Below are 19,293 nucleotides of genomic sequence, written 5' to 3'. Positions count from 1 at the left end.
CCCAGCCAAATCCGGTTGCTTCTTAGCGCTTAGCCAATAACCTTCTTCACAGTTGCAACCACGTTCTCAACGGTGAAACCAAAATGCTTGAACAACTCCGGTGCCGGTGCGGATTCGCCGAAGCAATCCATGCCAACCACTGCGCCTTCAAGACCGACATATTTATACCAAAGTCCGGTTACGCCTGCTTCTACGGCCACGCGCTTGATGCCCTTCGGCAATACGCTGTCCTTGTAGGCCTGGTCCTGACGGTCGAATACGTTGGTCGAGGGCATCGATACCACACGAACGTTGACGCCTTCAGCCGCCAGTGCCGCTTGTGCCTTCATGGCCAGATCGACTTCAGAACCGGTAGCGATGATGACCGCCTGCGGCTTGCCGCCTGCGGCTTCGGACAGCACATAAGCGCCCTTGCGGATGTTTTCGATCTGCTTCGCATCGCGTTTCTGGAAAGCCAGATTCTGGCGGCTGAAGATCAGCGAGGAAGGCCCGGTCTTGCGCTCGACCGCGCATACCCATGACACCATGGATTCGACGGTATCGCACGGACGCCAAGTATCCATGTTGGGGATATAGCGCAGGGTGGTGGTTTGTTCCACTGGCTGGTGTGTCGGGCCGTCCTCGCCCAGACCGATAGAGTCGTGGGTGTACACATAGATCACGCGCTGTTTCATCAATGCCGACATGCGCAAAGCATTGCGGGCATATTCCGAAAACATCAGGAAGGTGCCGCCGAAAGGCAGCAAGCCACCATGCAAGGCCATACCGTTCATGATGTGGGACATGCCAAACTCGCGTACGCCGTAGCTGATGTAGTTACCGGGTTTCTTGCCTGAAACGTGGTGTGCGCCGGTCCAGTTGGTCAGGTTGGAACCGGTCAGGTCAGCGGATCCGCCCAAAAACTCGGGCAGGGCAGGAACCAGGGCATTGATCGAATTTTGCGAGGCCTTGCGTGTCGCAATGGTCTCAGCTTTTTCGTTAACCTGGGCAATGGCCTTGGCAGCAAAGTCTGCCCAGTTTGCCGGCAGTTCGCCTTTCATGCGACGCTCGAATTCTGCAGCTTCTTTCGGGAAGGCTTTCTTGTATTCTGCAAACTTGTTATTCCACAGCTTCTCCAGCCCTTCGCCTTTGGTGCGCGCATCCCAGGCATCATAAACGTGCGCAGGAATTTCGAACGGAGGATATTTCCAGCCGATATGTTCGCGAGTAGCAGTCACTTCCGCATCGCCCAACGCCGCTCCATGTACGTCGTGAGTGCCTTCCTTGTTGGGAGAACCGGCGCCGATGATGGTCTTGCAACAAATCAGCGTAGGCTTGTCGGTAACGGCCTTGGCCGCAATGATCGCAGCATTGATCTCTTCCGGAACATGCCCCTGGACGTCGGCAATGACATGCCAGCCGTATGCCTCGAAACGTTTTGGCGTGTCATCGGTGAACCAGCCGTCGGTATGTCCGTCGATAGAGATGTTATTGTCATCCCAGAAAGCAATCAGCTTGCCCAAGCCCCATGTGCCAGCCAAAGCACAGGCCTCATGCGAGATGCCTTCCATCATGCATCCGTCGCCCATGAATACATAAGTGTGGTGGTTAACGATTTCGTGCCCGGGCTTATTGAATTCGTTGGCCAGCAGTTTTTCGGCCATCGCCATACCCACGGCGTTGGTGATGCCCTGGCCCAGTGGTCCAGTAGTGGTTTCGACGCCGACGGTATAGCCATATTCGGGGTGACCGGGGGTCTTGGAATGCATCTGGCGGAAACGCTTCAGCTCTTCCATTGGCAGGTCATAACCGGTCAGATGTAACAACGCGTAGATCAACATCGAGCCATGGCCATTGGACTGTACAAAACGGTCGCGGTCTGCCCATTTCGGGTTCGCCGGGTTGTGACGAAGGTGATGGTTCCATAGCACCTCGGCGATCTCTGCCATACCCATCGGGGCACCGGGGTGTCCGGAGTTGGCCTTTTGTACCGCATCGACTGCCAGCATGCGAATCGCACCTGTGGTGTCGTTAAATTTTGGGGGGGTTACATTACGTGCCGCAGCCATTTTCCTGCCTCCTAAAAACATCCCTTATGGATAACTGATATATTTTTACAACGAAAGGCGCTGATTATGCCTTAACGGCTCGTCGTTGGGCAACAACGGCCGGCTCGACAAATCAGGCTTTTTATTCTATTGGGTCTCTCCAGAGCCTTTTTTAAGGGGTTTTATCCCCAGTTGTTTGAGTTTTCGATAAAGATGAGTACGTTCTATACCGGCTTTCTCGGCTATCCGCGAAATATTACCGTTCTCTTTTTTCATCTGATAATTGAAATATAGATTATCAAAATGCTCGCGCGCTTCCCGCAGTGGCAAATCTAACGGTAAAGGAATCTGATCGGTCTTTTCTCGCTCCGGCTTCTCAGAAAGTGTTTCTTGTTGAAACGACCCGACGGTCGTCGGCACTCCTTGCTGGATCGCTTTGGCTACAGTGGCCAAGAGCTTTTGCAAAGCAATGGGCTTCTCCAGAAAATCCGAAGCGCCTATACGCATAGCCTCCATTGCCGTCTCGATCGTCCCGTGCCCGGACATCATGATCACCGGCATGGTCAACCTTTCTTGCGCAACCCACTCCTTGAGCAGCGACAGACCATCCGTATCCGGCATCCAGATATCCAGCAATACCAGATCCGGGGTATGGTTTTCCCGGAATGTTCGTGCCTGGGATGCGTTTTCTGCCAGATGTATGCGGTAGCCTTCGTCGAACAGTATTTCCGACAGCAGTTCGCGGATACCCACTTCATCATCTACCACCAGAATGTCTTTTGTAGCCATTACAACATCTCCGTTTCTGTTACAGCCAAGGGTAATTCAACGCTTATACGTGTACCAGCCAACGGCTGGCTTTCAATCGTTATCTTCCCGCCATGCTCTTCCACGATCTTTTTCACAATGGCCAAACCCAGTCCGGTACCCTTCTGTTTCGTCGTCATGTACGGCTCGAACAATCTGCCCAACATGTGCTCGGGGATGCCGCTGCCGTTATCGCGCACTATGAGTTTGAGAGTGCCGTTAGTCGTGTTCTCTGTGGACAGGACGATCATGGGGTGTTCCGTTTGTTGCAAAGCATCGTGCGCATTCTGTAGCAAGTTGTGAATTACCTGCCGCAAGCGTGTCGCATCGCCATTCAACCAGGTCCGATGTGCGTTAAGTTGCAAAGTAATCGGGCTACTGTTGGCTTCGTACAATCCCATCACTTCATTCAGCAACTGATGTATGTCGAGTGCGACCATGCGCGCAGCTGGGGCGCGCGCATAGTTGGCAAACTCGGTGACCATGTTCTTCATCGCCGCAACCTGGCTGACGATGGTTTGGGTCGCACGTTGCAGCAGCTGCGAGTCGTGCTCATCCAGCTTGCCAAGCAGTTTGTGCTGCAAGCGTTCCGCCGAAAGCTGAATCGGCGTGAGCGGATTTTTTATCTCATGCGCTAGCCGGCGCGCCACTTCGCCCCAAGCAGCCTGACGCTCGGCTTGCAGCAAATGCGTGATGTCATCGAAAACCACCACATAACTGCTGTCCTCCTGCATCGTGGAAAGTCGCGTACCGCGCAGCAGCAGAATCTGGTCGCCGCTTTTGCTCATGCGCTCGATCTGCTGCCTCCACTCATATTGGGTCGATTCTTCAAAACCCTGGGTTACCGCTTCTATGAACGACCTCAACAATGCATGCTCTGCTGCGATCTCCGACAAGGTCTTGCCTTCCACCATTTGCAGCGGCACTCCAAGAATCTGATTTGCGCTGGGATTGGAGGAGCGCAGGCGATGTTGTTCGTCTACCACCATTACGCCGGAAGACAAGTGAGCCAGCACGCTTTCCAAATAGACCTTGGCGTTTTCAACCTGGAGTTGCTGCTGTTCTCCCGTTCTTTTTGCATCAGCCAGATATCTGGTCATCTGGTTGAACAGCCCCGTCAGGGCGCCCAGTTCGTCGCGGCTCTGTACCGGATAATTGCCGCTGAAATCCCCCTGCGACACAGCAAGCGTTCCTGACGCCAGAGCCGCCAGTGGTGCACTTAACTGTTCGCTCAGATAGAAGGCTGCCGAGCTGACGCTCAATAGCACAATCAACAATGACAATGTTAGTGTGATGCCGTACAGCCGCTTCAGCCCAAGGCGGGACAGGGACAATTCCTGGTAATCGCGGTACACGTCTTGCACAGTTTCTGCGTCAGCAGCGATTTGCTTCGGTACAAGCTGCATGAATTGCAGCGTCCTTTGTCCCTCTTTCCACAACGTGGATTTCATGGGAATCAGAACGCGCAATGCAAGTTGATCATCCGGCAAGACCTCAACCATGCTATAGCCATCTTTCTCCCAAGCCTGATGCAGCATCTCATTGGTTGGTTTCTCTGTATCCTGCTGGTTGCCGCTACTTGCAAAAGCCAGCAGCTGCCCCTTGTTCCCGAACACGGCAGCTTCTTGCGCCCCTCCTTCTTCGATTAACCGCGCCAGGGTTTTGCTGTGTCGCTGCGGCTCCTGCTCCGAAAGGAGTATTGCCACCAGATGTCCTTTCTTGCCCAGTTCTGTCAGCCCGTTTTCCAAAGAACTACGTCCCAGGTTCAGGCCTCCTTCCAGCGCTTTTTCCACCCGCACATCGAACCAGGATTCGATGCTCTTGCTGAGGAACTGCACCGATACAGCGTAGACCAGAAATCCCGGAAGGATCGCAATCACTGAGAAGATCGTTACCAAGCGCAAAGTCAGTTTCGCGCCATACACCTTTTTTTTCAGTTTGGTACGCAACTGCCATATCTGCGACGCAACCAACCCTGCCAAAGCAAGGGCGAGCACTCCCGTCATTACCAGCAACACGTAGTAATTGTGCGAGAACAGATCGGTATTGGCGCTTGCACTGGACAACAGATAAAGTAGTGCTGCCCCAACGATTCCGCTGATGATGACCAGATACTTCATGGCTGGGTCTCTTTGTCTACTGCACCTGGCTGGATGACCCACCGGTATGGTTCAGATTTCAGGTTCCAGTCTTCGTTGGTCAGGGCATTTACTTGCAATGGTTTGGGTAGCTGCGTCACATCCAGCTCCATCTGGGCAAAGGCCGAGCAGCACTCGCTCCCTTTTTTCAGCAATCTCGAGAAATATCCACCGCCGTTTTTGTCAAGCAAGGCAACCGGTACGGGTGGCGCAACCTGATGCCCCAGTACGGTCAATGCATCTTTCAAGTCATTGAAGCTTTGGAATAGGGAGCCGCGTGTGATCCGATATTGCTGGGTAAGCGCATTGAACGACAGTTTGGCTGACTGTTCGTCACGAGCGACATCCGTATCCATCCAGTACCAGCGAGAGCGGTTGATGGCAAGTTCGCTGACGAAATACAGAGTGACACCATGTTTGAGGGCCGTCTCTACTGTTGGCGACAACTGAATGTCGAAATCTGCGGAAAGTTGATATCCCTCATCCGTCAGGCGTGCTTCTGCCTTACTGATGACAATTCCTTCCGCACAAACGATGGACGAGCAAAGACACAGGCCGATCACCAAGACCGTTCTGTGGAACCATTCAAGCTTGTTTGTGCAACAGCGCATAAAAGAACCCGTCATGCTCTCTGTCCGGCAGCAACTGTCCATCTATCATGCCCGTTGCCGATAACTCGATTTTTGACGCATCGTCGTGCCGCGCAAGGAATTCTGCAACCACCTGTTGGTTCTCGCGCGCAAATACCGAGCAGGTCGCATAAAGCAATTTACCATCACTTGCCAGCAACGACCACAGGGATTCCAATACCTGAGCCTGCTGTACTGCAAAATTCGCTATATCTTCCTGCCTGCGCAACCATTTGATATCAGGATGGCGGCGCACCACTCCCGAGGCAGAGCAGGGTACGTCAGCCAATATCCGTTCGAATGCTTTGCCATCCCACCAATCTTCTGGACTTGCCGCATCACCACAGACAACCTGGGCATCCAGCTTCAAACGTTGCAGGTTTTCTCTGACTCGCCCCAGCCGCAATTCGTCCTTATCGACCGCCAACAGTTCGATATCCGCCAATTCCAGCAAGTGGGCAGTTTTACCGCCTGGAGCCGCGCACGCATCCAAAACCCGCATCCCGTCATGTACATCCAGGAAATGTGCCGCGTATTGAGCTCCGGCATCCTGAACCGAGACCCAGCCTTCGTTGAATTTGGGAAGCTTTTCCACTGGCACCGGACACTCAAGGATCAATGCATCTGGTTCGACTATTTGTGCAGCGATATCCTGCGCTGCCAGTACCGTCTGGTAGCCTGGTGCTGTGGTATGTCTTGCATTGACGCGCAAAGTCATAGGTGGATGCCGGTTTCCGGCTTGCATTATCTCTGCTGCCTGCTCCCCGTATTGGGCTTTAAGTGCATTGATCCACCATTGTCTATAAGCGTAATGGCTTTCTTCCTTCTGATTGGCAGCCTCCCTCAAGACGGACTGCCTGCGCAAGTAGTTGCGTAACACCGCATTGACCAAGCCGCTTGCAGCGGGGTTGGTGTTTTTAGCGGCATGAACCGCCTGATCGACAATGACATGCTTTCCTGCCTTGGTATGCTCCAGCTGATAGATCGCAACCATTAACAGACTGCCCAGCAGAGGCTCCCGCACGGGGCGCTGCAAAAGGCTATCCAGCATGTATGCCAATCGTGAGTAATAGCGCAATGTGCCATAGCAAAGGTCTTGCAATGCACCTTTTTCTTGCGCTGTTAGTTTGCTTTCTTTTCGCAGTGTCTCGCTTAATACCTGTGTGAGGTTGCGACCACCGTGAACAACCTTGTGAACTGCTTTCGCTGCTTCTATCTGTATATGTTGCATGGTCAGTTCGCGCCAAGGCGGTCGCCGACTTTGATGGGGAGACTTTGTACGAATTGGGCTGCCGTCAATGCTTTGCCGCCCGGTTTCTGCAGCAGCTCCAAGGCAAGCGTACCATTGCTGCATGCGACTAGAATGCGGCTTTTATCGACAGCAATGATCGTACCGGGTTCGGCTTTATCGTCTTCACCTGTTCGTGCGCGCAATATCTTGATCGGTATTTCACCGAATGTAGTAAATGCCGTCGGAGATGGAAAGTATCCGCGTACAGCTCGCTCAAGTTGCACTGCGTCCTGATTCCAATCCAATCGTGCTTCGCCCTTGGTCAATTTGGCCGCGTAGGTAGCTGCCGACTCCTCCTGTTTTTCCGGTATCAGCTTCCCGGTCTGCAGCTCTCTGACGGCCTCAACGATGGACTGGGCACCCAACTCAGCCAGTTTGTCATGCAGGGTTTGCGCTGTATCACTGGCCGCAATACTGCATCTTTTCTTCAGCAACATATCGCCTGTATCCAGGCCTTCATCCATTTGCATGATGGTGATGCCAGTCTCGGAATCTCCCGCCAGGATTGCGCGTTGAATTGGCGCGGCACCACGCCAACGTGGAAGCAGCGATGCATGGATATTCAGGCAGCCATATCGCGGCGTTTGCAACACAGCTTTGGGCAAAATCAGCCCATACGCTGCTACCACCATCAGATCCGCTTCATACTGCGCAATAGTCCGTTGTACTTCTTCCACTTTCAGGGACGCGGGCTGCAAAACCGGCAATCCATGTTGTAATGCGAGCTGCTTCACGGGACTGGCTGCGAGATGCATCCCGCGTCCTGACGGCCGGTCCGGCTGAGTGAGTACTGCGACGATCTGGTTTTCCTGCAGCAACGCGGCCAAAGCCGTTGCCGCAAACTGGGGAGTCCCTGCAAAAATGATCTTCACGGAATCAGGCTCATAGCGTTTCTCGCCGTTGCTTTTTCAACTTGGCGCGAATGCGTGTTTGTTTCAGGTGAGACAACTTTTCAACGAACACCCGCCCCTGAAGATGATCCATTTCATGTTGTATGCACACCGCCAGCAGTCCTTCCGCATTTAGTGTGAACGGCTTGCCATGCTCATCCAAGGCATTTACGGTAACAAATTCGGCGCGTGTGACCTTTTCATAGATTCCGGGAACGGACAGGCATCCTTCTTCATTCTCTTTGTCTCCCATGCTATCCACCAATTCCGGATTGATGAATACCTTGAGATCGTCATGCGTTTCGGATACGTCGATCACGATCAGCCGAATGTGTTTGTCTACCTGAGTGGCCGCAAGGCCTATGCCTGGTGCCGCATACATGGTTTCAGCCATGTCGCGTACCAGCTTGCGGGTCGCCTCATTGATCTGCTCGACCTTCTTGGCGACTTTGTGCAAACGTTCGTCAGGATATTGAATGATGGGTAGAATTGCCATAAATGCTTGCCAACTGAAGAGACTAGATGCAGAATTTAAACCGCTGTGCAAACATCACACCGCTTTCCCTTACTTTGCTGGAGTTTTTCCATGCGCAAGATTATATCGCTGATTTGTCTCCTGTTGCCGATCGCAGTTTACGCTGACGAGCTTAAATTGCAGGAGAATGCTCCTGACCGTTATGTCGTTGTCAAAGGCGACACCTTGTGGGACATTTCTTCCAAATTCTTTCAGGACCCCTGGAAATGGCCACAGATTTGGGGATTTAACAAAGACACGATCAAGGATCCGCACTGGATATACCCGGGTGATGTGGTTTATCTGGATAAAACTACGCATACCTTGAAGGTCAATGAGGCTCCAACTGAAGCGGGTGGTACTGCCGCCGTTCCTCCCGTCATCGAGGGAGGAGGATCTCCAGACTCCAATGTCGTCAGGCTTTCTCCCAAGGTACGTGTATTCAAAGGCTCTGATCAGGCGATTCCGATGATTTCACTTAAGGACATCGGTCCCTTCCTTGTCCGCCCTTTGGTCGTTGAGGATGATGAACTTGATAATGCTCCTGTGCTGGCGGGAACCTATGAACAACGGCAACTTTTGGGAGTCAACGATATTGCATATGCGCAAAACATGCCCAGCGACAAGGGCGAGCGCTGGCAGATTTATCGTCCAGATCAGACTTTCAAGGATCCTGATACAGGTGAGATTCTGGGCCATGAAGTGTTTTATCTGGGCGACGCCTATGTCGAAAAGTTTGGCAAACTCACCACATTGAGAATCACCAATGCTGTTCGTGAAATCAACAAGGGCGATAGATTTGCCCAAGCTACTACAAGTTTCAACAGCAATTTCCTGCCTCATGCTCCTGACAAGGAAATTAATGCCAAAGTGATCTCCATTTATGGCGGTGTTGTTCAGGCCGGGCAAAATGCCGTAGTGACACTCAATAAAGGTAGCCGTGACGGTCTGGAAAGCGGGAATGTTTTGGCTCTTTATCAAAAAGGCGAAGTTTTGCCTAGCCATAGTTTATTCAAGCCTAACCTCGTGCTGCCAGACGTACGCTATGGACTGTTGTTCGTGTTTCGGGTCTTCGACAAGGTTTCGTATGCGCTTGTTATGCAGACTCGTTTGCCCGTGCAGTTGTTGGATCGCGCAAGCACTCCTGAATAAGCAATGCCGCTCGACGCTTCACTCGCGTCGTGGATTTACCTGAGTCAGACTCCTGGCTTGGGCAATGAAGGTTTGCGCCATTTGCTGCAAATCTTCGGCTCACCCGATTCCATCCTGAATGCTTCCGTCTCCTCCCTTTCTGAGCACGTAAAACCATCAGTGGCACGTGCAATAGCGGAAGCCGTTGACCCCGCTGTTCTTGTTCCTGTTGCATCTTGGCTTAATGATCCTCTTAATCGTATTCTGACTATTGCAGATTCAGACTATCCCCAGCATTTGCTTAACATCTCAGACCCACCTTTGCTGCTGTATGTCAAAGGTCGGCTTGATTTATTGAACACCCGATCGTTAGCAGTGGTTGGCAGCCGTAATGCCACTGCTCAGGGATTACGCAACGCCGAAGCATTCGCGTGTTCAGCTTCAAATTCCGGACTATGTATCGTCAGTGGATTGGCGCATGGTATCGACGCTGCCGCTCATTATGGTGGGCTTAAGGGATCTGCTTCCAGTATTGCTGTTGTCGGCACCGGATTGGATAAGGTTTATCCCGCTGCCAATCGAGATTTGGCACATACTCTGGCTCACCACGGAACAATCATTTCCGAGTTTCCCTTGGGCACACCTCCAATCGCTGCCAACTTTCCGCGCCGCAATCGCATTATCAGCGGCTTGAGCCTTGGTTGCCTGGTTGTTGAGGCCTCTATGCAAAGCGGCTCATTGATTAGTGCCCGCATGGCTCTGGAGCAGGGAAGGGATGTGTTTGCCATCCCCGGCTCTATACATTCACCACAATCTAAAGGCTGCCACGCACTCATCAAGCAAGGCGCAAAACTGGTAGAGTGCGCTCAGGACGTACTTGAAGAATTGGGTTATCGTTCGACTGATATTTCAAATAACGCACCAGAACATCCCCTTTTCATGCATCTGGGCTTTGAACCGCTTGACGTTGACGCCCTTATGCAACTCAGTGGCTTGACGATAGCCGAGCTATCCGCCATCCTGTTACAACTGGAACTCGACGGACACATTGCTTCTCTGCCCGGCGGGTTATATCAACGCATTGCATAACCATTACTCTATACATGTTCGACATCCTGCTTTTCCTGTTTGAAAGTTACTTTGATATTGGTAGTTATCCCGACCATGACAAACTCACTGTAAAGCTGAGTGCCGCTGGTTTTGAAGAAGACGACATAAATCAGGCGTTGGCTTGGCTGTCAGGCTTGCAGCAACTGACTCGGGATGCCTATCCCGAGAACATCAATCGCAGCGGTATTCGTCTTTACACTGATTTCGAAGAGCAGCGCATCAGCCCGGATGGTTTGCGTTTCCTTGCATTCTGGGAACATAACAAGATCATCACACCGATCGAACGCGAGATGATAATCGACCGAGTGCTTGCCCTGGATCGCAAGAACCTTTCGCTGGATAAAGTCAAACTTATTGTGCTGATGGTTTTGTGGAGTCAGCATGAAGACCTCGATCCGATGATCATTGAGGATTTGCTTACCCCTGTCGATGCAGCACACGCACACTGAAACTAATGGCCACCAATCTTCTTATTGTCGAGTCTCCGGCCAAAGCCAAGACCCTGAAAAAATACCTTGGCAAAGACTTTGAAGTCCTTGCTTCTTATGGCCACGTGCGCGACCTGATTCCCAAGACTGGAGCCGTCGACCCTGACGACAATTTCGCGATGAAGTATGAAACCATCGCCCGCAACGCCAAACATGTCGATGCCATCGCCAAGGCTGCAGCGGAAGCAGACCATATTTTCCTCGCTCCTGACCCAGACCGGGAAGGTGAAGCAATCGCCTGGCACATCTCGGAACTGCTGAAAGGCAAACGGGCGCTCAAGGGCAAAACGATGCAGCGCGTAGTATTCTATGAGATCACCCAGTCCGCCGTGAGAGAAGCGGTTGCGCATCCGCGCGAAATATCCATCCCGTTGGTGAACGCACAGCAAGCACGGCGCGCACTGGACTATCTGGTCGGCTTCAATCTTTCGCCGCTGCTGTGGCGCAAGATACGGCCCGGACTATCCGCCGGTCGCGTGCAGAGCCCCGCACTCCGCCTGATCGTCGAGCGCGAACTGGAGATCGAGAAATTCAAGAGCCAGGAATACTGGTCGGTACATCTGGACAGCCAGAAAAACAGCATCCCTTTCAAGGCCAAGTTGTACCAGTTCCAAGGCAAAAGGATGGAGCAACTCACCATCGGCAGCCAAGCTGAATACGATGCCATTCATGCAAAGCTGGTGGACGCCAAACTGCCTCCTAAAGTGGTGCGCGTGGAGAAGAAGGGCAAACAGCGCAGCCCGGCCGCACCGTTCACTACATCTACACTGCAACAGGAAGCCGTACGCAAGCTTGGCATGACTTCTGACCGCACCATGCGTACCGCGCAATCGTTGTATGAAGGCGTGGATATCGGCGGCCAGACCATCGGTTTGATAACCTATATGCGTACCGACTCGGTTAACCTGGCAAATGAAGCTGTCGCCGAAATGCGTGAGTACATAAAGGACAACTTTGCCGGCGACTACCTGCCAGTCAAGCAGCCTGTCTACAAGAGCAAATCGAAAAACGCGCAGGAAGCGCACGAGGCTATTCGTCCGACCTCTATCCTGCGCACTCCCGACAGTCTGCGTGATCATTTGAATATCGACCAGATGCGTCTTTACGAAATGATCTGGAAACGCACGCTTGCTAGCCAAATGTCGCCCGCTCGCTTCGATACGGTCAGTGTCGACATCCGCCTGAGCAGCGACGATACGCTGTTCCGCGCTTCCGGTCAGACTTTGGTGTTTCCCGGTTTCATCGGCGTTTACATGGAAGACGTGGATGATGCCGAAGAAGAAGACAGCGCCAAATTGCCGCCGCTGGTTGAGGGCGACGTGCTGCCCGTGGACAAACTCTACGGCGAACAACACTTCACCCAGCCGCCGCCACGTTTTTCCGAAGCCAGCCTGGTGAAAGCCTTGGAAGAGTACGGCATTGGTCGTCCTTCCACTTACGCCACCATCATCTCTACGCTGCAGGCGCGCGAGTACGCCACGCTCGACAAGAAACGTTTCATGCCAACCGATGTCGGTCGCGTGGTCATCAAGTTCCTCAACGAGCACTTTACGCGTTACGTGGACTACGGCTTCACCGCGAATCTGGAGGACGAGCTGGACGACATCTCCGAAGGCAAACGCGACTGGATACCCGTGTTAAACGAGTTCTGGAAAGGCTTTAACAAGCTCATCAGCGAGAAGAAGGATGTCGATCGCCCCGGCACCGAGATTCTGGAAGAGACTTGCCCCAAATGTGGCAAACCTTTATCCAAGCGATTGGGCAAGCGCGGCAGCTTTATCGGCTGTACTGGCTACCCAGAGTGCGACTACACGCGTAGTCTCGGCGGCGAAGAAGATGCCGGCGAGTCACGCAAGGAGCTCGGCCAGCACCCGGATACCAACCAGCTGGTATTGCTGCTGCGCGGCCCATATGGTCCATACGTGCAACTCGGCGAAATGATCGAAGGCGAAAAGACCAAACCCAAGCGCGTTTCCTGGCCCAAGGAGTTGCCGCTGGAGCAGGCCGATCTGCCCAGCGCGCTAAAGCTGCTCTCGCTACCAAGAGAAGTCGGCGCTCACCCCGAGACGGGCAAAAAGGTCATCGTCAACATCGGCCGCTTCGGTCCGTACATCGGCCATGATGGCAAATTCAAATCCATCCCGCGCACCGACAGCATCTTCGACATCGGCCTGGATCGCTCCGTGGAACTGCTGGCGCAGGCCCGGAGCGGCGGCGCCACCGTGCTGCGCACACTGGGTGAACACCCTGACGACAAGGCGCCCATCGAGGTCTGCAGCGGTCGCTACGGCCCCTACGTGCGCCACGGCAAGATCAATGCGACGTTGCCCAAGGACGTGACACCCGAAGCGGTGACGCTGGAAGAAGCGCTGGAAATGATTGCGGCCAAGGCGGCGAAGGGCGGAACAGGCAAGGCGAAGACAACCAGGAAACCTGCCGCGAAAAAGGCTGCAGCCAAACCGAAGACCACCAAAGAGAAGGCGGCTGCGAAACCCAAGACGACGGTGAAGAAGGCAACGGTCAAAACCGCTACGGCAAAAACAACCGTCAGGAAAGTCGCTGCCAAACCTGCCGCAAAGAAGACCACTAAGAAATAAGCTTGGGATTTTCTGTCCCAGGCTTACCGTACCAAAATAATCGCGTATGGCGGCGTTTTGCGCGATCTGTGCTGGAAAGTCCGTAGGTATTGCCTTCCAGCGATGTTAGCCCTGTATTGCGCGTCGAATGGCAAACTTCAGGATGGGTGGCTGTAGATGGCCGTATTTACTGGCCTGCTGCTCTATGCAGAACAAATTGCGATGCTGACACCTTTGGGTTCTGTGATGGGTTTCTTTTCTCTTCCCCGAACCAAGGTACTCCATCCTACCGTGCTGATTGTTTATAGCTGCTCAGTTGCAATTCACTTCTGCTTCTTTGAACCTTCCAAACTGTTTCTTTTTATCTTTCCCTGTTTTAATTGTCATTGTCCCTTCACCCAGCTTTACAGAAGGATATTGGTCAAACATCAACTCTCCTCGTTCTTCCATTTTCCTATTCGGGTTTTTTATTTCGGCTAGTGTGATAAACAGCAACCCTACATAATTAGACATCAAGATTCTTCACCCCTAGCGCATTCTTCTCGATGAATGCCCGGCGCGGCTCCACTACGTCACCCATCAGCGTCGTGAATATCTCGTCCGCCCCAACGGCGTCCTCGATGCGTACCTTGAGCAGGATGCGGTTCTTCACGTCCATGGTGGTTTCCCATAGTTGCTCGGGGTTCATCTCGCCCAGGCCTTTGTAACGCTGGATGGAAACGCCCTTCTTGGCTTCTTCCAGCAGCCATTCGATGGCTTGCTTGAAGCTGCCGACGCCGCGTTTCTGTTCGCCGCGCATGGCGTAGGCGGTGGGAGAGATCAAGCCGTCCAGAGCGTCGGCAGTCTGGCGGATCTGCACGTAGTCGCCGCTGTGCAGGAATTCGCGATCCAGGTAGCTGACGGAGTAGTTGCCGTGGTAAAGCTTTTCCAGGCGCAGGCGCAGTTCGCCATTGATGTCCGTTTCGACTTGAGCCCGGATAACACTACCGCAGGCTTCTTCCAGCAATTTGGCGCTCTTCTTGGCTTGTTCTGCATCTTCCAGCGACAGGGCGGGCAGGACGAGCAGGGCGTGGCTGGCTTCCGGCGCGATGAAGTGGGTGAGGCGGTCGATGACAGCTTCGGCCAGGAAATATTGCTTGGCAATTTCGCCCAGTGCTTCGCCCTGGATCGGTGTGGCATCCAGTGCGGGGAAGAACGCGGCGTTGTTCAGTGCGGAGCCAAGCATGTAGGTTTTCAGCTCATGCTCGTCCTTCAAATAACGTTCGTCGCGGCCTTGCTTGATCTTGTACAGCGGCGGCTGGGCAATGTAGACGTGGCCGCGTTCGACCAGTTCCGGCATCTGGCGATAGAAGAAGGTGAGCAGCAGGGTGCGGATGTGCGCGCCGTCGACGTCCGCGTCGGTCATGATGATGATGCGGTGGTAGCGCAGCTTGTCGGCGTTGTATTCCTCCTTGCCGATGCCGGTGCCCAGCACGGTGATGAGGGTAGCGATCTCCTGCGAGGAGATCAGCTTTTCGAAGCGGGCACGCTCGACGTTCAGGATCTTGCCCTTGAGCGGCAGGATAGCCTGGAACTTGCGATCACGGCCTTGCTTGGCGGAGCCGCCGGCGGAGTCACCCTCTACCAGGTACAGTTCGGATAGGGCAGGGTCTTTTTCCTGGCAGTCCGCCAGTTTGCCGGGCAAGCCGATGCCGTCCAGCACACCCTTGCGGCGGGTCAGTTCACGTGCCTTGCGGGCTGCGTCGCGAGCTCGAGCGGCCTCGATGATCTTGCCGCAAATAATCTTGGCATCGACCGGGTTCTCCAGCAGAAAGTCGGTCAGCTTCTGGGTAACCACTTCGTTCACCGCAGGCTGCACTTCGCTGGAAACCAGCTTGTCCTTAGTCTGGGAGGAGAACTTGGGATCGGGCACCTTGACCGACAGCACGCAGGTCAGCCCTTCGCGCATATCGTCTCCGGTGGTATCTACCTTGGCCTTCTTGGCCAGCTCGTTATCTTCGATGTATTTGTTGATGACGCGGGTCATCGCCATACGCAGGCCGGTCATGTGGGTACCGCCGTCCCGCTGCGGGATGTTGTTGGTAAAGCACTGCACCACTTCGGAATAACTGTCGTTCCACTGCATGGCGACGTCGACGGTGATATTGTCCTTTTCGCCAGTCGCTTCGAAGCACTTGGGATGCAGCACCGTTTTGCTCTTGTTCATGTACTCGACAAAGCCGCGTACACCGCCGGAATAAGCGAAATTTTCGCTCTTGCCGGTGCGCTGGTCGATCAGCTCGATCTTGACGCCGTTATTGAGGAAGGAAAGTTCGCGCAGGCGCTTAGCCAAGATCTCGTAGTGGAACTCGACTAGGCCGAAGATTTCCTTGTCAGCCAGGAAGTGGACTTCGGTACCGCGCTTGTTGCTTTCACCCAGTTCGCGCACTGGGGATACATCAACGCCATTTTGAACTTCTACATGGCGATCCTTGACTGCGCCACGCACAAACTCCAAACCAAACTTTTTGCCGTCGCGGTAGGTGGTCAGTTTTAACCATTCGGATAGACCGTTGACGCAACTTACACCAACACCATGCAGGCCACCGGATACCTTGTAGCTGTTCTGGTTGAACTTGCCGCCCGCATGCAGCACGGTCAGTACGATCTCGGCGGCGGAGCGCTTAGGTTCGTGCTTATCGTCAAACTTGATACCGATGGGAATCCCGCGTCCATTGTCGGACACAGAGATTGAATTATCGCCATGAATGATGACTTTGATGTCGTCGCAATGTCCAGCCAGAGCCTCGTCGATGGCGTTATCCACCACCTCGAACACCATATGATGCAGGCCGGTACCATCCGAGGTATCGCCGATATACATACCCGGACGCTTGCGTACTGCCTCCAGCCCTTCGAGTTGCTGGATGCTTGATTCGTCGTAGTTATCACTCATGAGTCTGTTTTGCTTTCTGTTTCACGTGGAACAAGTTAGATGCGCATCGGCATAACTACATACTTATAATCGCTTTTCTCTGGTATGGTAATTAACAGACTACTGTTCTGATCCCCAAAAGAAAGGGTGACGGTTTGGGTGTTTATGTTATTAATTCCGTCCAGAAGGTAATTCACATTAAAACCAATATCCAAAGGCGCACCGGAGTAATCATTCTCGATATCTTCTTGTGCTTCCTCTTGCTCGCTATTGCTGCTGATAACGCGCAGGTTTTTTTCTGTTAACAACAAGCGCACACCTCGAAATTTTTCGTTAGATAAAATAGCTGCTCGTTGTAATGCTTGCAGAATGGTCAGGCGATCTAAGGTCAAATGATTGGTATGAGCTGGAATAACGCGGTTATAGTCTGGGAATTTTCCATCAATAACCTTGGAAGTTAATATTACATCCGCAAAGGAAATCCGAACCTGCTTTTCTGCCAGTTCCAGTTGCACTTTATCTTCAGAATCTGCCAGAAGCTTCAAAAGCTCATTTACTGTTTTACGAGAAAGAATCACTTCCTGTTTTTGGTGCTTTTCTTTCAGTTCTTCACTAATGAATGCCAAGCGATGACCATCTGTCGCAATAAGCTTAATCGTTGTTTCATCTATGACCAGCAATACTCCATTCAGATAATAACGGATATCTTGTTGGGCCATGGCATATTGCACAGAACTCAACAGGCGGCGTAATACACCTTGCTCGATCTCTATTTTTGATGCGCCAATCAATTGCTCCGACAGTATTGGGAAATCTTGTGCGGGCAACGTTTGCAAACTAAAACGACTTTTGTTTGCTTTAACCAGTAATTTATTATCCTGGTTATCAAGTGTAACCATGCTGTTATCTGGAATAGCGCGAAGAATCTCCTGAAGTTTTTTGGCTGAGATGGTAATTGAGCTTTCAGTGGCGTCGAATGTTGCCCTCAGTTGTGCTTCAATTTGTATTTCCAAATCTGTAGTGATGAATCTAACACTATCTTTTGTTTTTTTAATTAGTACATTGGAAAGGATAGGCAATGGTTGCTTGCGCTCAACTATTCCAACTACAGCTTGTAATGGTTTAAGCAGTTCGTTTCTGTCGATTTGTTTGATAAACATATGTTTCTTTCTTTAAATTCTTAACAATCTTAATAATAGGCAAGAAATTTGTGGATATTTTAATTTCTTATTATTTTTTAATTAGTTAATAAATATTTTCTATACTCAAAACTTTCAATAATCACTTGTATTGTTTGTGTATAACTATTTCCTTCCACCGTATTTGTTATGTCATCTACAAACTGCCCACAGGTAATTCATGCTTATCCACGTAATGTTTGATTTAGTAAATTAAAGTCCGCATTCAATGCTGAATCAGAATTTCGTAAAGATTCTATAGTCTTGCAAGCATGTAGCACAGTTGAATGATCTCTGCCTCCAAACGCGTTTCCGATTTCTGGCAAACTCAATTGTGTAAGTTCTCGGGCAAGGCACATCGCTATTTGTCGTGGCCTGGCAATGATTCGAGTACGTTTTTTTGAAAGTAGATCGACTATCTTAATACGATAAAAATCAGCAACAGTCTTTTGGATATTTTCTAAAGATACTTGTTTATTTTGTGCGGCCAGAAGATCCTTGAGCGCTTCCTTTGCTAATTCAATTGATATGATACGTTTGTGGAATCGGGCATAAGCCTCAATGCGGTTAAGAGCACCCTCCAGTTCACGGATATTTGAGCGAACGTGTTTTGCAATGAAGAATGCTACGTCTTCCGAAATAGGGGATCCGTTTGTTGCGGATTTTTGCAATAAGATTGCTACCCTCATTTCCAAGCCTGGTGGCTCAATAGCGACAGTCAGTCCGCAAGTAAATCTTGAGGTGAGTCTCGGTTCAATTCCGGTAATCTCTTTTGGAAACGTGTCACAGGTTATAACTACTTGTTTGTTTGTATCAATCAAAGAGTTTAGCGTGTAGAAAAATTCTTGTTGTGTACCAGGTTTGTCTGCAATGAATTGAATGTCATCAATCAATAATAAATCCAATGAATTATAGAATTGTTTGAATTCATCAAAATTTTTTGTCTGGAATGCTCGAACTACGCCGGATATATAGTTGGTTGCGTGTATATAGCAAATTCTGGCTTGCGGATTTTTCTTACTGACCAAATTACCAATAGCCTGCAAAAGGTGAGTTTTTCCTAAACCAACACCACCATAGATAAACAATGGGTTGTAGGCAACTCCAGGTGTTTCGGCGACTTGAATTGCTGCTGCATGGGCTAATTGATTTGCCTTGCCAGTGACGAATGTGTCAAATACCAAAGCTGAATTGAGCTTGTTTTGATTCTTGGCTGTTTTGGCTGCTGGTAAGGGTGGTTTAGTGGAAGTGGAGTCTTTTGTGTGATCCATTGAAACTTTGGAACCTCGCTTTTCTACCCTAAACTCAATTTTTGGTGGGGACGAAAAAAAAGGCAGTGCACGCTTAGATATTTCAGGCAAAAAACGCTCCTGAACTATGCGAAGGGTAAAGCTGTTGGGTGCTGTCAGAACGAGTTTTTCTCCGTCGATCTCGAAAATCAACGGTTTGATCCATGAGTTATATTGTTGTAAGGGCAGCTGTTCCTTGAAAAAACTTAAGCAGCTTCCAGACAAGCTCTGGGAAGACATAGGCAGTAAAATATATCGTAATTAATCTTCCTCATTCTACAAGCTCTGGAAAAAGTTATCCACAGCATAAA

General features: G+C 51.5%; 15 protein-coding genes and 1 pseudogene. 4 read left to right on the top strand and 12 right to left on the bottom strand.

Translation table 11 applies throughout. From position 1 onward, the window contains the following. Positions 1-29 precede the first annotated feature (29 nt). The 8 genes and pseudogenes from tkt to def form a co-directional block, all read right to left on the bottom strand. Entirely contained in the window at positions 30-2,048 is a 2,019-nt protein-coding gene (gene tkt / locus SLIT_RS00075; protein ID WP_013028155.1) for a transketolase, read from the bottom strand. Positions 2,049-2,174: 126 nt separating this feature from the next. Further along, on the bottom strand, positions 2,175-2,303 hold the full coding sequence (locus SLIT_RS16365; protein ID WP_398349103.1) for a helix-turn-helix domain-containing protein: 129 nt from the start codon (positions 2,301-2,303) through the stop codon (positions 2,175-2,177). Between the two features lie 144 nt (positions 2,304-2,447). Continuing rightward, positions 2,448-2,816: pseudogene (locus SLIT_RS16360) on the bottom strand (response regulator); the annotation flags it as partial. Beyond that, positions 2,816-4,954: a sensor histidine kinase gene (locus tag SLIT_RS00065; protein WP_013028153.1), complete on the bottom strand. Its 2,139-nt coding sequence runs from the start codon at positions 4,952-4,954 to the stop codon at positions 2,816-2,818. The pseudogene SLIT_RS16360 and the gene SLIT_RS00065, both read right to left, overlap by 1 nt. Beyond that, positions 4,951-5,535, bottom strand: a complete 585-nt coding sequence (locus tag SLIT_RS00060) for a DUF4390 domain-containing protein (RefSeq protein ID WP_223293872.1) — start codon at positions 5,533-5,535, stop codon at positions 4,951-4,953. Before SLIT_RS00060 ends, SLIT_RS00065 begins: the two co-directional genes overlap by 4 nt. Before the next feature lie 22 nt (positions 5,536-5,557). Further along, entirely contained in the window at positions 5,558-6,832 is a 1,275-nt protein-coding gene (gene rsmB, locus SLIT_RS00055; protein ID WP_013028151.1) for a 16S rRNA (cytosine(967)-C(5))-methyltransferase RsmB, read from the bottom strand. A 2-nt stretch (positions 6,833-6,834) separates the two neighbouring features. After that, entirely contained in the window at positions 6,835-7,764 is a 930-nt protein-coding gene (gene fmt / locus SLIT_RS00050) for a methionyl-tRNA formyltransferase (RefSeq protein WP_013028150.1), read from the bottom strand. Positions 7,765-7,774: 10 nt separating this feature from the next. After that, positions 7,775-8,278 carry a peptide deformylase gene (def, locus tag SLIT_RS00045; protein WP_013028149.1) on the bottom strand — a complete coding sequence of 168 codons (504 nt, stop codon included), beginning with the start codon at positions 8,276-8,278 and terminating at the stop codon, positions 7,775-7,777. A gap of 90 nt (positions 8,279-8,368) precedes the next feature. Here def and SLIT_RS00040 point away from each other — a divergent pair, with 90 nt between their 5' ends. The 4 genes from SLIT_RS00040 to topA are packed head-to-tail and all read left to right on the top strand — an operon-like array spanning position 8,369 to position 13,622. Next, positions 8,369-9,448: a LysM peptidoglycan-binding domain-containing protein gene (locus tag SLIT_RS00040; protein WP_013028148.1), complete on the top strand. Its 1,080-nt coding sequence runs from the start codon at positions 8,369-8,371 to the stop codon at positions 9,446-9,448. 3 nt (positions 9,449-9,451) lie between these two features. After that, on the top strand, positions 9,452-10,516 hold the full coding sequence (gene dprA, locus SLIT_RS00035) for a DNA-processing protein DprA (protein ID WP_013028147.1): 1,065 nt from the start codon (positions 9,452-9,454) through the stop codon (positions 10,514-10,516). 14 nt (positions 10,517-10,530) lie between these two features. Continuing rightward, positions 10,531-10,986 (top strand): Smg family protein, encoded by a 456-nt coding sequence (locus SLIT_RS00030; RefSeq protein WP_013028146.1) that lies wholly within the window; start codon positions 10,531-10,533, stop codon positions 10,984-10,986. Between the two features lie 5 nt (positions 10,987-10,991). Next, positions 10,992-13,622 carry a type I DNA topoisomerase gene (gene topA / locus SLIT_RS00025; protein WP_013028145.1) on the top strand — a complete coding sequence of 877 codons (2,631 nt, stop codon included), beginning with the start codon at positions 10,992-10,994 and terminating at the stop codon, positions 13,620-13,622. A 291-nt stretch (positions 13,623-13,913) separates the two neighbouring features. Here topA and SLIT_RS00020 read toward each other — a convergent pair whose 3' ends face one another. The 4 genes from SLIT_RS00020 to dnaA all read right to left on the bottom strand — a co-directional run bounded on the left by SLIT_RS00020 (position 13,914) and on the right by dnaA (position 19,222). Continuing rightward, a complete protein-coding gene (locus tag SLIT_RS00020) occupies positions 13,914-14,114 on the bottom strand; it encodes a hypothetical protein (RefSeq protein ID WP_041420704.1) in 201 nt (66 codons plus the stop codon). Then, positions 14,107-16,536, bottom strand: a complete 2,430-nt coding sequence (gyrB, locus tag SLIT_RS00015; RefSeq protein ID WP_013028144.1) for a DNA topoisomerase (ATP-hydrolyzing) subunit B — start codon at positions 16,534-16,536, stop codon at positions 14,107-14,109. The genes SLIT_RS00020 and gyrB overlap by 8 nt, the downstream gene beginning before the upstream one ends. Positions 16,537-16,571: 35 nt before the next feature. After that, positions 16,572-17,675, bottom strand: coding sequence for a DNA polymerase III subunit beta (gene dnaN, locus SLIT_RS00010; RefSeq protein ID WP_013028143.1), 1,104 nt, complete (start codon positions 17,673-17,675; stop codon positions 16,572-16,574). 203 nt (positions 17,676-17,878) lie between these two features. Continuing rightward, the gene (gene dnaA, locus SLIT_RS00005) at positions 17,879-19,222 is read right to left on the bottom strand and encodes a chromosomal replication initiator protein DnaA (RefSeq protein WP_013028142.1); all 1,344 of its coding nucleotides are present in this window, start codon (positions 19,220-19,222) and stop codon (positions 17,879-17,881) included. Positions 19,223-19,293: the final 71 nt, after the last annotated feature.

It is taken from the genome of Sideroxydans lithotrophicus ES-1, from assembly GCF_000025705.1.
Lineage (GTDB): Bacteria > Pseudomonadota > Gammaproteobacteria > Burkholderiales > Gallionellaceae > Sideroxyarcus > Sideroxyarcus lithotrophicus.
The sequence above is the reverse complement of the archived record's forward strand: the minus strand, read 5'-3'. Positions and strand labels throughout refer to the sequence as shown.

Excerpts from the sequence above, each read along its gene's own strand:
- tkt (WP_013028155.1), bottom strand. The coding sequence starts at position 2,048 with ATGGCTGCGGCACGTAATGTAACCCCCCCAAAATTTAACGACACCACA.
- SLIT_RS16365 (WP_398349103.1), bottom strand. The coding sequence starts at position 2,303 with ATGAAAAAAGAGAACGGTAATATTTCGCGGATAGCCGAGAAAGCCGGT.
- SLIT_RS00065 (WP_013028153.1), bottom strand. The coding sequence starts at position 4,954 with ATGAAGTATCTGGTCATCATCAGCGGAATCGTTGGGGCAGCACTACTT.
- rsmB (WP_013028151.1), bottom strand. The coding sequence starts at position 6,832 with ATGCAACATATACAGATAGAAGCAGCGAAAGCAGTTCACAAGGTTGTT.
- def (WP_013028149.1), bottom strand. The coding sequence starts at position 8,278 with ATGGCAATTCTACCCATCATTCAATATCCTGACGAACGTTTGCACAAA.
- SLIT_RS00040 (WP_013028148.1), top strand. The coding sequence starts at position 8,369 with ATGCGCAAGATTATATCGCTGATTTGTCTCCTGTTGCCGATCGCAGTT.
- dprA (WP_013028147.1), top strand. The coding sequence starts at position 9,452 with ATGCCGCTCGACGCTTCACTCGCGTCGTGGATTTACCTGAGTCAGACT.
- SLIT_RS00030 (WP_013028146.1), top strand. The coding sequence starts at position 10,531 with ATGTTCGACATCCTGCTTTTCCTGTTTGAAAGTTACTTTGATATTGGT.
- topA (WP_013028145.1), top strand. The coding sequence starts at position 10,992 with ATGGCCACCAATCTTCTTATTGTCGAGTCTCCGGCCAAAGCCAAGACC.
- SLIT_RS00020 (WP_041420704.1), bottom strand. The coding sequence starts at position 14,114 with ATGTCTAATTATGTAGGGTTGCTGTTTATCACACTAGCCGAAATAAAA.
- gyrB (WP_013028144.1), bottom strand. The coding sequence starts at position 16,536 with ATGAGTGATAACTACGACGAATCAAGCATCCAGCAACTCGAAGGGCTG.
- dnaN (WP_013028143.1), bottom strand. The coding sequence starts at position 17,675 with ATGTTTATCAAACAAATCGACAGAAACGAACTGCTTAAACCATTACAA.
- dnaA (WP_013028142.1), bottom strand. The coding sequence starts at position 19,222 with ATGTCTTCCCAGAGCTTGTCTGGAAGCTGCTTAAGTTTTTTCAAGGAA.